Origin of the sequence: Blautia glucerasea (genome assembly GCF_020537505.1) — a bacterium.
GTDB lineage: Bacteria > Bacillota > Clostridia > Lachnospirales > Lachnospiraceae > Blautia_A.
Genome location: NZ_JAJBMO010000005.1, coordinates 12,948 through 25,251, shown reverse-complemented (window position 1 = coordinate 25,251; position 12,304 = coordinate 12,948). Strand labels below are relative to the sequence as shown.

General features: G+C 45.0%; 11 protein-coding genes, 1 tRNA gene, 1 other RNA gene and 1 pseudogene. 10 read left to right on the top strand and 4 right to left on the bottom strand.

Annotated features, from left to right (window positions below):
* Window positions 1-205: 205 nt before the first annotated feature.
* Window positions 206-1,585: a UDP-N-acetylmuramate--L-alanine ligase gene (gene murC, locus LIQ05_RS05650; RefSeq protein WP_226819311.1), complete on the bottom strand. Its 1,380-nt coding sequence runs from the start codon at window positions 1,583-1,585 to the stop codon at window positions 206-208.
* Window positions 1,586-1,883: 298 nt separating this feature from the next.
* On the opposite strand from murC, the gene LIQ05_RS05645 reads away from it, so the two are divergent.
* The 4 genes from LIQ05_RS05645 to LIQ05_RS05630 all read left to right on the top strand — a co-directional run bounded on the left by LIQ05_RS05645 (window position 1,884) and on the right by LIQ05_RS05630 (window position 6,201).
* Window positions 1,884-3,161, top strand: coding sequence for a glucose-1-phosphate adenylyltransferase (locus LIQ05_RS05645; RefSeq protein WP_226819309.1), 1,278 nt, complete (start codon window positions 1,884-1,886; stop codon window positions 3,159-3,161).
* Window positions 3,158-4,276 (top strand): glucose-1-phosphate adenylyltransferase subunit GlgD, encoded by a 1,119-nt coding sequence (gene glgD / locus LIQ05_RS05640; RefSeq protein ID WP_226819307.1) that lies wholly within the window; start codon window positions 3,158-3,160, stop codon window positions 4,274-4,276. Before LIQ05_RS05645 ends, glgD begins: the two co-directional genes overlap by 4 nt.
* A 121-nt stretch (window positions 4,277-4,397) precedes the next feature.
* Window positions 4,398-4,673, top strand: coding sequence for a septation regulator SpoVG (gene spoVG / locus LIQ05_RS05635; protein ID WP_226819305.1), 276 nt, complete (start codon window positions 4,398-4,400; stop codon window positions 4,671-4,673).
* A 301-nt stretch (window positions 4,674-4,974) separates the two neighbouring features.
* Window positions 4,975-6,201, top strand: a complete 1,227-nt coding sequence (locus LIQ05_RS05630) for a hypothetical protein (RefSeq protein WP_226819302.1) — start codon at window positions 4,975-4,977, stop codon at window positions 6,199-6,201.
* 96 nt (window positions 6,202-6,297) lie between these two features.
* Here LIQ05_RS05630 and pduB read toward each other — a convergent pair whose 3' ends face one another.
* On the bottom strand, window positions 6,298-7,011 hold the full coding sequence (gene pduB / locus LIQ05_RS05625) for a microcompartment protein PduB (RefSeq protein ID WP_226819300.1): 714 nt from the start codon (window positions 7,009-7,011) through the stop codon (window positions 6,298-6,300).
* A gap of 383 nt (window positions 7,012-7,394) precedes the next feature.
* On the opposite strand from pduB, the gene LIQ05_RS05620 reads away from it, so the two are divergent.
* Window positions 7,395-7,952 carry a biotin transporter BioY gene (locus LIQ05_RS05620; RefSeq protein ID WP_226819298.1) on the top strand — a complete coding sequence of 186 codons (558 nt, stop codon included), beginning with the start codon at window positions 7,395-7,397 and terminating at the stop codon, window positions 7,950-7,952.
* Window positions 7,936-8,352 (top strand): DUF1284 domain-containing protein, encoded by a 417-nt coding sequence (locus LIQ05_RS05615; protein ID WP_226819296.1) that lies wholly within the window; start codon window positions 7,936-7,938, stop codon window positions 8,350-8,352. The genes LIQ05_RS05620 and LIQ05_RS05615 overlap by 17 nt, the downstream gene beginning before the upstream one ends.
* 93 nt (window positions 8,353-8,445) lie before the next feature.
* Here the strand turns inward: LIQ05_RS05615 and LIQ05_RS05610 are convergent.
* Window positions 8,446-8,519, bottom strand: a tRNA-Pro gene (locus LIQ05_RS05610).
* Between the two features lie 192 nt (window positions 8,520-8,711).
* On the opposite strand from LIQ05_RS05610, the gene LIQ05_RS05605 reads away from it, so the two are divergent.
* The 4 genes and pseudogenes from LIQ05_RS05605 (at window position 8,712) to LIQ05_RS05590 (ending at window position 11,786) form a co-directional block, all read left to right on the top strand.
* Window positions 8,712-9,968 (top strand): DUF6128 domain-containing protein, encoded by a 1,257-nt coding sequence (locus LIQ05_RS05605; RefSeq protein WP_226819295.1) that lies wholly within the window; start codon window positions 8,712-8,714, stop codon window positions 9,966-9,968.
* A gap of 148 nt (window positions 9,969-10,116) precedes the next feature.
* A pseudogene (locus LIQ05_RS05600) lies at window positions 10,117-10,653 on the top strand (MATE family efflux transporter); the annotation flags it as partial.
* Between the two features lie 84 nt (window positions 10,654-10,737).
* Window positions 10,738-11,247: a tRNA adenosine(34) deaminase TadA gene (gene tadA, locus LIQ05_RS05595; protein ID WP_226819294.1), complete on the top strand. Its 510-nt coding sequence runs from the start codon at window positions 10,738-10,740 to the stop codon at window positions 11,245-11,247.
* Between the two features lie 101 nt (window positions 11,248-11,348).
* Entirely contained in the window at window positions 11,349-11,786 is a 438-nt protein-coding gene (locus LIQ05_RS05590; protein ID WP_226819292.1) for a GatB/YqeY domain-containing protein, read from the top strand.
* Between the two features lie 174 nt (window positions 11,787-11,960).
* On the opposite strand, the gene ffs is transcribed toward LIQ05_RS05590, so the two are convergent.
* Window positions 11,961-12,222, bottom strand: an RNA gene (gene ffs / locus LIQ05_RS05585) — signal recognition particle sRNA large type.
* Window positions 12,223-12,304 lie beyond the last annotated feature (82 nt).

The following is a 12,304-nucleotide window of genomic DNA, read 5'->3' as shown; positions in this document are numbered from 1 at the left end:
ATAAGAATCCACATGTACACCAGTGTGAAAATGTGCATAAGCCTGTGGATAATGTGGATAACTCCTAAATTGATTGAATTTCCAAGCTTTTTTTGATGTGGATAAATTTTTTTGCACCGCGTAAATAAAAACAGCGGCTGTCAGAACTTAAAAGTCATGATAGCCGCCTGAAGCGCAATTATTTATAAAACAAATTCAAAATCAATTACTTTCCAAGTAACTGCTCCCCAATCTTTACCACATCTCCAGCGCCCATTGTGATCAGCAGATCTCCGGCCTCACAGTTGTTCAAAAGGAAGGTCTCGATCTCGTCAAAGGTAGGGAAATACTCACATGGTGTGCCAAGCTTCTGGATTTTTGCCTGAAGATCCTGGGAAGAAATTCCCAGAGTATCGGTCTCTCTCGCTGCATAGATATCAGCCAGAACTACATGATCTGCCAGCTTAAGCGCCTGTGCAAACTCTGGAAGAAGAGCTTTGGTACGGGTGTAAGTATGAGGCTGGAATACGCACCACAGTTTCTTGTGCGGATAATTGTGTGCTGCATTTAAGGTGGCCTGGATCTCAGTTGGGTGATGTGCGTAATCGTCCACGATGGTAACGCCTGCTACTTCACCTTTGTACTGGAAACGGCGGTCTGTGCCAGTAAAGCTTCCAAGCCCTTTGATGGTTACCTCATCCGGGACCTGAAGAAGCTGGGCCAGTGCGATTGCTGCCAGTGCGTTGGATACGTTATGGCTGCCCGGAACCTTCAGATAAAAACTGCCGGCCTTTTTGCCATCCTTTAGGACAGTAAAGGAAGCATGACCATACTTATCATAGGTAATACCGGCAGCCTGGTACTGTGCATCGTGCTCCAGACCATATGTAATTACCTTACAGGGAAGATCTTTGATGATCTCTTCATAATGAGGGGTATCTGCATTGATGATCAGTGCTCCGTCAGTGGGAAGCAGCTGGGCAAATTTGCGAAAGGAATGACGGATGTCATCAATATCCTTGAAAAAGTCCAGGTGATCCGCATCAATATTCAGGATAATGCTGATCTTCGGGAAAAAGCTTAAAAAACTGTTGGTATACTCGCAGGCTTCTGTGACAAAGGTCTCAGACTGGCCTACACGGATATTTCCGCCGATGGAAGGAAGGATACCGCCGACACTGATGGTCGGGTCTGCATCTGCCGCCAGAAGGATCTGGGAGATCATGGAAGTGGTAGTGGTTTTGCCATGAGTACCGGAAACGGCGATAGGTGTGTCATAGTTGCGCATGATCTGTCCGAGAAGCTGGGCCCTGGTCAGCATTGGAATGCCTTTTTCCACAGCACAGGCATATTCCGGATTATCCGGATGGATAGCAGCTGTGTAAACCACAAGCTCAACATCGTCTGTAATATTAGAAGCACGCTGTCCGTAGAAAATGCGTGCGCCCTTTTGGGTCAGGGAATCGGTAAGCGGGCTCTCCTTGGAATCAGAACCGGAAACCTTAAAATCCTCGCCAAGAAGGATTTCAGCCAGGCCACTCATGCTGATTCCACCAATACCGATAAAGTGAATGTGAAGCGGTTTATGGAAGTCTATCTGATACATAATAATCTCCTTATTAAAAGTAATGATTTGCTAAAATAATTATTTTTCATTTATTATACCCCGAACCAGCGAAAATGCAAAGGATTTCTTTAGCCAGCTTTGAAGTAAGACAAAGAATTTTGGTTATTATTGTATAAAATAAATAAAAAACAATAACTCTTTTTCCGTGATTGTCGAAAAAACATGTACAATAACGATAAAAAAAGTAAAAGGACGCCAAATATTTTGTAAAATATGTTCACTAAATATGAGAAGTATGGTATAATGATAAATCATAACTACAATAAGAGGTGATAGCATGATTAAAAAAGAAATGATTGCCATGCTCTTAGCCGGCGGCCAAGGCAGCAGACTTGGGGTACTGACAGAAAAAGTGGCCAAACCAGCAGTAGCTTTTGGAGGAAAATACCGCATTATCGACTTCCCGTTAAGTAACTGTATCAATTCCGGTATTGACACAGTGGGAGTCCTGACACAGTATCAGCCTCTGAGACTGAATACCCATATCGGTATCGGTGTTCCGTGGGACCTGGACAGAAATGAAGGCGGCGTAACCGTACTTCCACCTTACGAGAAGAGCACAAACAGCGAGTGGTACACAGGAACAGCCAATGCCATTTTCCAGAATATGGCGTATATGGAGCAGTACAATCCTGATTATGTACTTATCCTTTCCGGAGATCATATATATAAGATGGATTACGAAGTTATGCTTGACTTCCATAAAGCAAACAAGGCAGACGTGACCATCGCCTGTATGCCTGTACCCATTGAGGAGGCCAGCCGTTTCGGTATTATGGTAACGGACGAGACCTTCCGTGTAACCGAATTTGAGGAGAAACCAGAGCACCCAAGCAGCAATCTTGCTTCTATGGGAATCTATATTTTCAGCTGGCCGGTTCTAAAAGAAGCTCTTTATGCATTGAAGAATCAGCAGAGCTGTGACTTTGGTAAACATATTCTTCCGTATTGCAAGGACAAGGGTCAGCGTCTTTTCGCTTACGAATACAATGGCTACTGGAAAGATGTTGGAACTCTGGGCTCCTACTGGGAAGCAAATATGGAGCTTATTGATATTATTCCGGAGTTTAATCTTTACGAGGAATTTTGGAAGATTTACACCAAGGGCGATATCATCCAGCCGCAGTATATTTCAGAAGAAGCCGTTCTGGACAGATGTCTGATCGGTGAGGGCTCTGAAATCTATGGCGAGGTACATAATTCTGTAATCGGACCGAATGTTGTGATCGGCAAGGGCAGTGTGATCAGGGATTCTATTATCATGCGAAATACGACTATCGGTGAAAATGTAGATATGGAAAAAGCAATCGTGGCAGAGGATGTAACCATTGGAAATGACGTGGTTCTTGGCTGCGGCGAGGAAGCACCGAATGTAAAGAAGCCTGCTGTATATGCATTTGGCATTGCGACCATAGGAGAAGGTTCCGTGATTCCGGACAACGTTAAGATTGGAAAGAACACGGCGATTTCCGGCGTGACCACTCTGGCAGATTATCCGGACGGCATTCTGGAAAGCGGACAGGTAATTGCAGCAAAGGACGGTGACAAAGCATGAGAGCAATTGGAATTATTTTAGCCGGCGGTAACAATAACCGCATGAGAGAATTATCAGACAAGAGGGCAATTGCAGCAATGCCTATTGCCGGAAGCTACAGAAGTATCGATTTTTCCCTGAGCAATATGGCAAACTCCAGGATCCAGAAGGTGGCGGTACTGACCCAGTACAATGCACGTTCCCTGAATGAGCATTTAAGCTCCTCCAAATGGTGGGATTTTGGAAGAAAGCAGGGCGGTCTTTTCGTATTTACTCCTACTATCACCAAAGAAAATGGTTTCTGGTATCAGGGAACAGCAGATGCTATTTATCAGAATCTGAATTTCCTGAAGAACAGTCATGAGCCATATGTTGTCATCGCATCCGGTGACTGCATTTACAAAATGGACTACAACAAGGTTCTGGAATATCACATTGCGAAACGTGCAGACATTACCGTTGTATGCACCACTTGCCCGGATCCATCCGAGGTAGAGCGTTTCGGTGTCCTTCGAATGAATGAGGACTGCAGGATCGAGGAATTTGAGGAGAAGCCTATGGTTTCCCCGTACAATACGATTTCTACCGGTATTTATGTGATCCGAAGAAGACAGCTGATCGAGCTGATCGAAAAAGCTGCGCAGGAAGGCCGCAATGATTTCGTTAAGGATATTCTGATCCGTTATAAGAACCTTAAGAGAATCTATGGATATAAGATCGACAGCTACTGGAGCAATATTTCCACAGTAGAATCTTATTATAAGACCAATATGGATTTCCTGAAACCGGAGATCCGAAACTACTTCTTTAAACAGGAGCCAGCCGTGAAGACCAAGATCGACGATCTTCCGCCTGCAAAATATAATCCTGGCGCAGAAGTGAAGAACAGTCTGATCTCCAGCGGTTGTATCATAAACGGCGTTGTGGAGAATTCGGTTCTGTTTAAAGACGTTTATGTTGGAAATAACTGTGTAATTAAAAATTCAGTAATTCTGAATGATGTATATCTGGGGGATAATACACATATCGAGAATTGTATCGTTGAAAGCCGGGATACCATCCGGGCAAATTCTTACTACAGCGGCGACGGAGAAGTGAAGATCGTTGTGGAGAAAAATGAGAGATATAGTTTGTAATACCCTGTGAGCTTCTTGGATGGGTGCTGGCTGTGCACTTGAAGCAGGAATAGAGTAAAGCAATTATATAAAAAAGACTTAAAGCGCAGCAAATGCGATTAAGAGGAAAGGGGCAGCAAAAATGAACATTACAGACGTACGGGTGAGAAAGGTTGCGAAGGAGGGAAAGATGAAAGCCGTAGTCTCCATCACCATTGACGAAGAATTTGTGGTACATGATATCAAGGTGATCGAGGGCGAGAAAGGGCTTTTTATCGCAATGCCAAGCCGAAAAGCAACCGATGGAGAATACCGGGATATTGCACATCCCATCAATTCTTCCACTCGTGACAAGATCCAGACGATCATTCTCGAAAAATACCAGGAAGCAGCAGCTGAGGAAGCAGCAGCTGTCTAAGAACAGACGAGGTTTTTACACCCCGCATTTTGTGGAGAAATCTACGAAATGCGGGGTATTTTTTTCGGGCAACGAGCTAAAGTCCATGATTGCATAAGTCCTTGGCGACTGCCGTGGAAACGAGCAAAACGAGCAGCGAATGCTTTGCTCGTTTCCTCCAAATCTTGAGCGTGTTTGAAATGTATGGCGAAAATATTGTGAAATATTACGTAAATATTACAAAAATTAAATAAAAGTGTTGAAAAAATTACGAAATGTGTTATACTTGACCTACGAAAAAGATAATGAGGTGTTTACATATATGAGAATGAAGAAAGTTTTTGCGTTACTGTTAACTGGTATGATGACGGTATCTGCCCCGACAGCTGTATTTGCCTCCTCCACAGAGGAACAGATCGCAGATGTTCAGGCCCAGAAGGACGCGGCCCAGGCAGAACTTGCCCAGGAGCAGGCAAATATGGCTTCTCTGGAGAGTAAGAAACAGGAGCTTGAGAGCTATCTGGAAGAATTGAATGCCCAGTATACAGACCTTACCAATAGTGTCTCTGAGCTTGGAATCCAGGCTGCCGAGAAAGAGGACGAGCTGAAAACCTTAAAGGCACAGCTTGAGGAAGCGAAGGCTACATCAGACAAACAGTATGAAGATATGAAGAAACGTATCGTTTATATGTATGAGAATGGAAGTGCTTCTATGCTGGAGCTGCTTTTATCCTCAGAGGATCTTGCACAGTTCCTGAACCGTGCAGAGAACATTGCACAGATTTCCCAGTATGACAGAGATATGCTTGCGAACTATAAGGCGCTCCAGGCGGATATTAAGGCACAGGAAGAGCAGGCAGAAGAAGATGCGCAGAATATTGACCTGCTTCTGGCTGAGAAGTCCGCCAAACAGCAGGAGGTGCAGGCTCTGACTGCAAGCACCAGCGAAGATATCCAGGCTTACATTTATCAGATCAGTGCAAGCCAGGAGGAGATCAGCGCATTAAATACACAGATTGACAATGCAGACAGCAGTATTTACAGTCTTCTGCAGGCTGCTGAGGCTGAGAAAGCAGCAGAAGAGGCTGCTGCACAGGAGGCAAGTGCTTCCGCAGAGGATGCATCTGACTACAGTGAGTCAGATGACTATAGCGAGGACTCTTATGAGGATACTGAGGAATCTGAAAGTTCTGACCAGTCTTATACAGAAGATTCTGAAAGCAGCGACAGCTCCCAGACCTCTGAGAGCGAGAGCAGTTCCTCTTCACAGGGAACCTATCTTGGAACCTTCACCCTGACTGCATACTGCAACTGTGCACAGTGCTGTGGGACTGCCGGAAATCTTACCGCCAGCGGAACGGTTCCTACAGCAGGCAGGACCGTTGCCATGGCAGGAGTACCATTTGGCACACAGCTTCTGATCAACGGAACTGTTTATACCGTGGAAGACCTTGGAACACCTTATGGACATGTTGATATCTATTGCAGCAGCCATTCTGAAGCACTTGCATTTGGATTACAGAGTGCTGAGGTTTATAGATTGAATTAAGCGGAATGAGAAACGCCCTGGCAGGTTTGAAAATGTGGAAAACATTTTCCCTGTCAGGGCGTTTTTGTAATTCTCTTTTACACTTACGTGTATTTTTTATAAATAGGGTTCTCCCGGGATTTCTGGATAGCTGCCCATTCCGATCAGCAACTCTAGCCCGATCTGTCTTGCCTGTAATACCGCTTCTTTCACTGCACTGGCATCACCGGAAATGGCGAGAATCACTTCATTGGAGTGGCTTGTCCCCACACTTGGAGTCATATACCGTGTAATATGAACGGCAGAAGCCTTCATTGCAGTATCGGCCATCACCAGTCCGATAGCAGCAGGAGAACCTGCCATGAAACCGAATGCCTCACCGGGAACTGCGTTGAAAGCCATGGAAAGTGCGCCGCCTGCGTTTGCAGAAAAGGCAAACTCCAGGTGACCGGATTCGCTGATATACAATTCTCCGGCATATTTATTGGTCAGTTCCAACGCAAGGGAAATGGCGTGCCGCACATCGGAAACATCATTTCCACCGATTACAATATAGTTGCCATGTCCGCCCCATCCTTTGGTATCACGGGGGAATTCAATGGAAAGAACTTCTGTGCCCGTGGCCTTTACAGCATCATCTACAGCTGTAATCTGACCAGCAGCACCTGTGCGGGAACTAAAAAGTCCTAAAGTGTGATAGCAGGTTCCTATATTCATTTCTTTTAAAAGAGTATCGTCAACTCCTGAAATTACAAGTCCAATGGTATCCAGAACTGCAGTCCCCACAAATTCTGTGCGGGTGCATTTGGTACTGATACTGTGCACGTCCATGGGAAAAACCTCCGTAACATTCATTTCCTTTAGTTTAGCATGATTCCAGTAATTTGGAAAGTTTTCCAGAGAAATTTCTGCGCAATAATTTCCGGGCAGGATACTGTTCGCTGCGTTCACAGCAACACGCTTCGCGATGCACAGAAATCATGCGTTCGCATGATTTCGCGTCGATGTTCTCGGGTCTTCTGTGAACTATGTTCACAAAAAACACCTCGCGGAATATTATCTGTGAACAGTAACCCGGGCAGATGAAAAGCAATAGCTGTCTTTCGTAAACCTGAAAATAATTGTAAACTAAAATAAAATAACTGGTTGACAATTCGCACCGGATTGTGTTAGATTGTATCTGACAAAAATAATATTTATCTGAGGAGGAGAATATGAGTACCGCAACTGCAACAAAGACAAAAACATACGACCTGGCTTACATAGCTATTTTTGCCGTACTGATCGCAATCTGTTCCTGGATTTCCATTCCAATGACAGTGCCGTTTACTTTACAGACATTTGGTGTATTTATGGCTGTTGGCGTGCTTGGTGGAAAGAGAGGAAGCCTGGCTGTACTGGTTTACATTTTACTTGGAGCTATTGGCGTTCCTGTATTTGCAGGATTTTCTGGAGGATTTGGAATCCTTCTTAATAATACCGGCGGTTACATCATCGGCTTTCTTTTCTCTGCCCTGGTAATGTGGGCAATGGAATCCCTCTGGGGCAAGAAGCCTGTGATTCAGATCCTTTCCATGGTTGTGGGCCTGATCGTCTGCTACGCAATGGGAACCATCTGGTTTATGGCTGTATACACACGTACAACAGGAGCCATTGGACTTGGAACCGTACTGGGCTGGTGCGTAATCCCGTTCATCATTCCTGATCTTGTAAAAATCGCTCTGGCATTTGTTTTGTCCAGAAGGGTGCGTAAGATTGTACCAATGCAGTAAAAAAGAACGTCAGACATATCCCATTCGCCCTCATCACGGGATGTGCCTGGCGTTTTTTATCGGAAAAGGCTACAGCAACGGATTTACAGCCCATATGCAGGAAATGCTGGAGCTTTTTGGAAAAGGCGCGGATGTCTGTCTCACGGTAAAGGCAGATGAGATTTGCTCAGCCTGTCCCAACAATTGTGAGGGTGTCTGTGAGGCTGCAGAGAAAGTGAAATGGTATGACAACGCAGTGTTGGAGGAATGTGGCTTAAAAGAGAATCAGAAACTTGCATTTTCGGAATTTACAGAAGCTGTGCAGCAGAACGTTATCCAGACTGGAAAAAGACTGGAAATCTGTGGCGACTGCCAATGGAACCGGATCTGCGAAGCCCAGCCCAGCCGGTGGAAAAAATAAAGAGTGTTAGGTATTTAGCCTATGTGCAATGCCGATATAAAAAAACACCGAAACCCTTGATTTCTCAAGGCTTTCGGCGCCCCTGCCAAGTAGTCGAAGTGACGGGATTCGAACCCACGACCTCTGCGTCCCGAACGCAGCGCTCTACCAAACTGAGCCACACTTCGTCAACGACAAGTAATATTATACATATATACAACCGAATTGTCAACAGTAAAATTAAAAAAAATTAAAAATAAACTGGTAAGTCAAAAATTTCTACTGATCTATTCATTGGATGCAAATTTCCAGAAGTGCGGGAATGCGTTTTTATGAATGAAAATCTTTGTATTTCATATACATTAATGAAGTGAATGTATATGAAACAGGGAGGAAGTCTGTTGGCTGGATATCGGCGCTTTATCGCATATGTATATGAGTACCGGAAAGGGAAAAAGCAGAACAACTGCGGATTTATAAAAGTAGAAGCCCGGGGCAATGAGTGCACAATGGAAATCCATCTTCATGTGGAAGGACTGGCAGAAGGGGAAACGTGCAAGGTTTATTGCTTTGTTCGAAAGGAAGGTTTGCTGCATGGAATTTTGATCGGAAACTGCAATACAAAAAAAGACTGGATCGAATGTGTACTGGAAACAGACGGAACGAGCATAGGTGGTTCGGGACTTCCATTAGCCAAAATAGGTGGAATGATTCTGACTACGCCGTCTGGCGGTTTCTATGGAACAGAGTGGGATGATCACGCAATCCGCCCGGAGAATTTCAAGGAGGATGCAGAAATCAGAACTGCACAGAAAACACATCCGTCAGAAACTATCGAAATAAAAGAAGCGTCTAAAGAAGAAATGCCTAAAGAAGAAACTATCGTAGAACAAAAAGAAGAGACAGCCCAGGAAAATTTACTAATGGGAGAAATCCCAATAGTGCAGGAAGAAAGGAGCCTTGCCGGGCCTGAAGTTATGCAACAAGAGGAGGCAAAATCAGAACCAGAATACAGAAAAGTGGAAAGGAAAAGTGAAATCGCCGAAACAGAATCCGGAAAATTAGAACTGGAACTCACAGAGGCTGGGAAAGATTTCTCTGAACCTCAAAATGAAAAAGAAAATGTATTGGAGACCAATAAGAAGATGGTGAAATCTGAAAAGGATAGTTTATCTGATTTTGATTTAACAGACACTGAATCAGCCGTAGAAAACAGAGAAGAGCAGAAACTATCCCAGGAGGTCCGTATCCAATCCGCACCGGTAAAAGCTGCCTCTTTCTCTCTTCCCTTCGGTCAGCCATTCTGCCCCTTTACAGATGGTGACCTGAACCAGTGTTGGAGAATCACGCCTCAGGATCTGGTCCATTTTCCAAGAAGGCAGTGCGCGCTTCGCAACAACCGCTTTCTGCAATACGGATACTACAACTTTGGGCATCTTCTTCTGTGCCGCAGATCAAACGGTCGTTGCATATTAGGTGTGCCCGGAAGCTATGACCAGCAGGAGCAGTTTATGGCAGGTATGTTCGGCTTTTCCTGCTTCAAGGAAAGCAACCAGATAAAAGTAAAGAAAGGCAGAGGCGGATACTGGTACCGTGCCATTGATCCACCTGCATGCTGGGGAAGGGATGAATCCTAAAAATTGACATCCCTTCCCCAACTGCCTATAATAGAAATACAGCTGCGCAGCGACTTACGTAAAAGCGCGCGAAACACATGTGCTACAGAGGTGGAAAAAGAAAAATGAAACAAAGAGATCTGACAGAAGGCGGTATTACGGGAAACCTGCTTTTGCAGCTGCTGTGAAAATTGATTCCTTTGCATACATGCCTGTGCAGGATTTTGGAAATGCTTTTTCCACATTTATTGCCCCAAATTATGGAGCTGGAAAAGAAAAGCGGATTTCTCAGGGAATCAAAAGTGCTGTAACAGCCGCTTTTGCATTCTGCCTGGTGATCAGTGCCGCCGTGTGTGCTTTCGCCGCGCCGCTCATGGGAATTTTTGTGAAAGCATCTGAAAAGGAAACTATATCCATCGGAGTGGGCTATCTGCGGATCGAAGGTGCATTTTATTTCGGAATTGGACTCCTTTTTCTGCTGTACGGATATTACCGCGCTGTGAAAATGCCTGGAATGTCCGTGATCCTTACCATTCTTTCCCTTGGAACACGAGTGGTACTGGCCTATATTCTGTCCGCTATTCCAGCTGTTGGTGTTACCGGAATCTGGGTATCCGTTCCAATCGGATGGGCACTGGCTGACATGGTGGGAGTGGTTTATTACTGGAAAAAGATGCGGAAAGCGCAGATGATTGCAGGTAATTGAGAGGTTCTAAATTTTTGTGGAAATACTTTGCGAATAAGAACGATTAACCATAAAGTTTTATAGTAGAAAGTAAAAGGATAAAAAATGCTAACAGATCAGGAACATTATATGAAAGAAGCTATCCGTCAGGCGAAAAAAGCCAGGAACCTGGAAGAGGTACCAATCGGCTGTGTGATCGTCTGCGACGGGCAGATTATTGCCCGGGGTTACAATAGGAGAAACACAGACAGGAATACTCTTTCCCACGCAGAATTAAATGCCATCAAAAAAGCAAGCAAAAAGTTAGGCGATTGGCGGCTGGAGGGCTGTACCATGTACGTGACCCTGGAACCCTGCCAGATGTGTGCTGGAGCCTTAATGCAGTCCCGCATTGACCGGGTGGTGATCGGCAGCATGAATCCAAAAGCTGGATGCGCCGGTTCTGTGCTGAATCTTCTGGAGATGGACGGCTTCAATCATAAGGTGGAAGTGATCCGCGGTGTTCTCCAGGAAGAGTGCTCCACTATGCTTTCTGATTTCTTCCGTGAGCTTCGGGAAAAGAAAAAAATGCTGAAAAAATCTTTGGCAGAGCAGGTTGGAAAAACAGAAAATTAGTGGTATGATAAAAAACAAAGTAAGAAAATGCCATGGAAGCTTCTGCCAGAACCGATTGAGCGGCAGCAGAGCAAATGGTAAATTGACAGGAGGAAGATATAATGGAATTTGAAGCATTAAGAAAAGACATGGTAGCAGCCATGAAGGCAAAGGATAAAGTAACAAAGGACGCAGTTTCTTCCCTGATCTCCGCAGTGAAGAAGGTTGCAATCGACGAAGGATGCCGTGACGACATCAGCAGCGAGCTGGTTGACCGTGTGATCCTGAAAGAGCTGAAATCTGTAAAGGAGCAGATCGACACCTGTCCGGAATCCCGACAGGATCTGAAGGATGAGTATCAGGCCAGATATGATGTGATCGCTAAATATGCACCGAAGCTGATGGATGCTTCTGAAATCAAGGCTTACCTTACCGAGAAACACGCGGAACTGCTTGCTTCTGGAAACAAAGGCCAGATCATGAAGACCATTATGCCAGAGCTGAAAGGCAAAGCAGACGGTAAGGTGATCAACCAGGTTGTGGCAGAGCTTTGCAAATAAATTCCCTGGAGCGTGTCTGAAAAAGGCTTTCTGCAAAGTGGGACGCATATTGCAAAATGGCATACGAAATGTATTTGCAGCCATCGCGCATTATGGGTCCTTTTTCCTTACGTGGGCAACGAGCCAAAGTATAAAAAAGAACGTCCTCACCAGACGTTCCATAATCATCTTATTACGCGCGCCGCACCTCGGAATGGTCTCACAGACGTTACCTCTACAGTTAACTCAGCCCAGGCACCCTCACGGCACACAGGAGATTCTACTTAGTGCTGCTACATTCCTGTCCTGACACGGTTCATAGAGTCCTGTTGCGTAAGACCCAAACGTCAACGCCACTTATAAAGGGCAGCTCCACAAGATACAAGCCTCAGATTGGCATCACCCCTGCTGTAGCGGATTGCAGGTACAGGGCACCGCTATCTCCCCGGCTGCGCGGAATTTAATTATAAAGGAAGACGGTGAATTTGTCAAGCTGCTGCCGCAAAACTGGAAAATATTTTTCTATCATATTTTCCGGC

Bases quoted from the DNA above. Each gene is read 5' to 3' on its own strand.
- murC (WP_226819311.1), bottom strand. From the start codon at position 1,585: ATGTATCAGATAGACTTCCATAAACCGCTTCACATTCACTTTATCGGT.
- LIQ05_RS05645 (WP_226819309.1), top strand. From the start codon at position 1,884: ATGATTAAAAAAGAAATGATTGCCATGCTCTTAGCCGGCGGCCAAGGC.
- glgD (WP_226819307.1), top strand. From the start codon at position 3,158: ATGAGAGCAATTGGAATTATTTTAGCCGGCGGTAACAATAACCGCATG.
- spoVG (WP_226819305.1), top strand. From the start codon at position 4,398: ATGAACATTACAGACGTACGGGTGAGAAAGGTTGCGAAGGAGGGAAAG.
- LIQ05_RS05630 (WP_226819302.1), top strand. From the start codon at position 4,975: ATGAGAATGAAGAAAGTTTTTGCGTTACTGTTAACTGGTATGATGACG.
- pduB (WP_226819300.1), bottom strand. From the start codon at position 7,011: ATGGACGTGCACAGTATCAGTACCAAATGCACCCGCACAGAATTTGTG.
- LIQ05_RS05620 (WP_226819298.1), top strand. From the start codon at position 7,395: ATGAGTACCGCAACTGCAACAAAGACAAAAACATACGACCTGGCTTAC.
- LIQ05_RS05605 (WP_226819295.1), top strand. From the start codon at position 8,712: ATGAAACAGGGAGGAAGTCTGTTGGCTGGATATCGGCGCTTTATCGCA.
- tadA (WP_226819294.1), top strand. From the start codon at position 10,738: ATGCTAACAGATCAGGAACATTATATGAAAGAAGCTATCCGTCAGGCG.
- LIQ05_RS05590 (WP_226819292.1), top strand. From the start codon at position 11,349: ATGGAATTTGAAGCATTAAGAAAAGACATGGTAGCAGCCATGAAGGCA.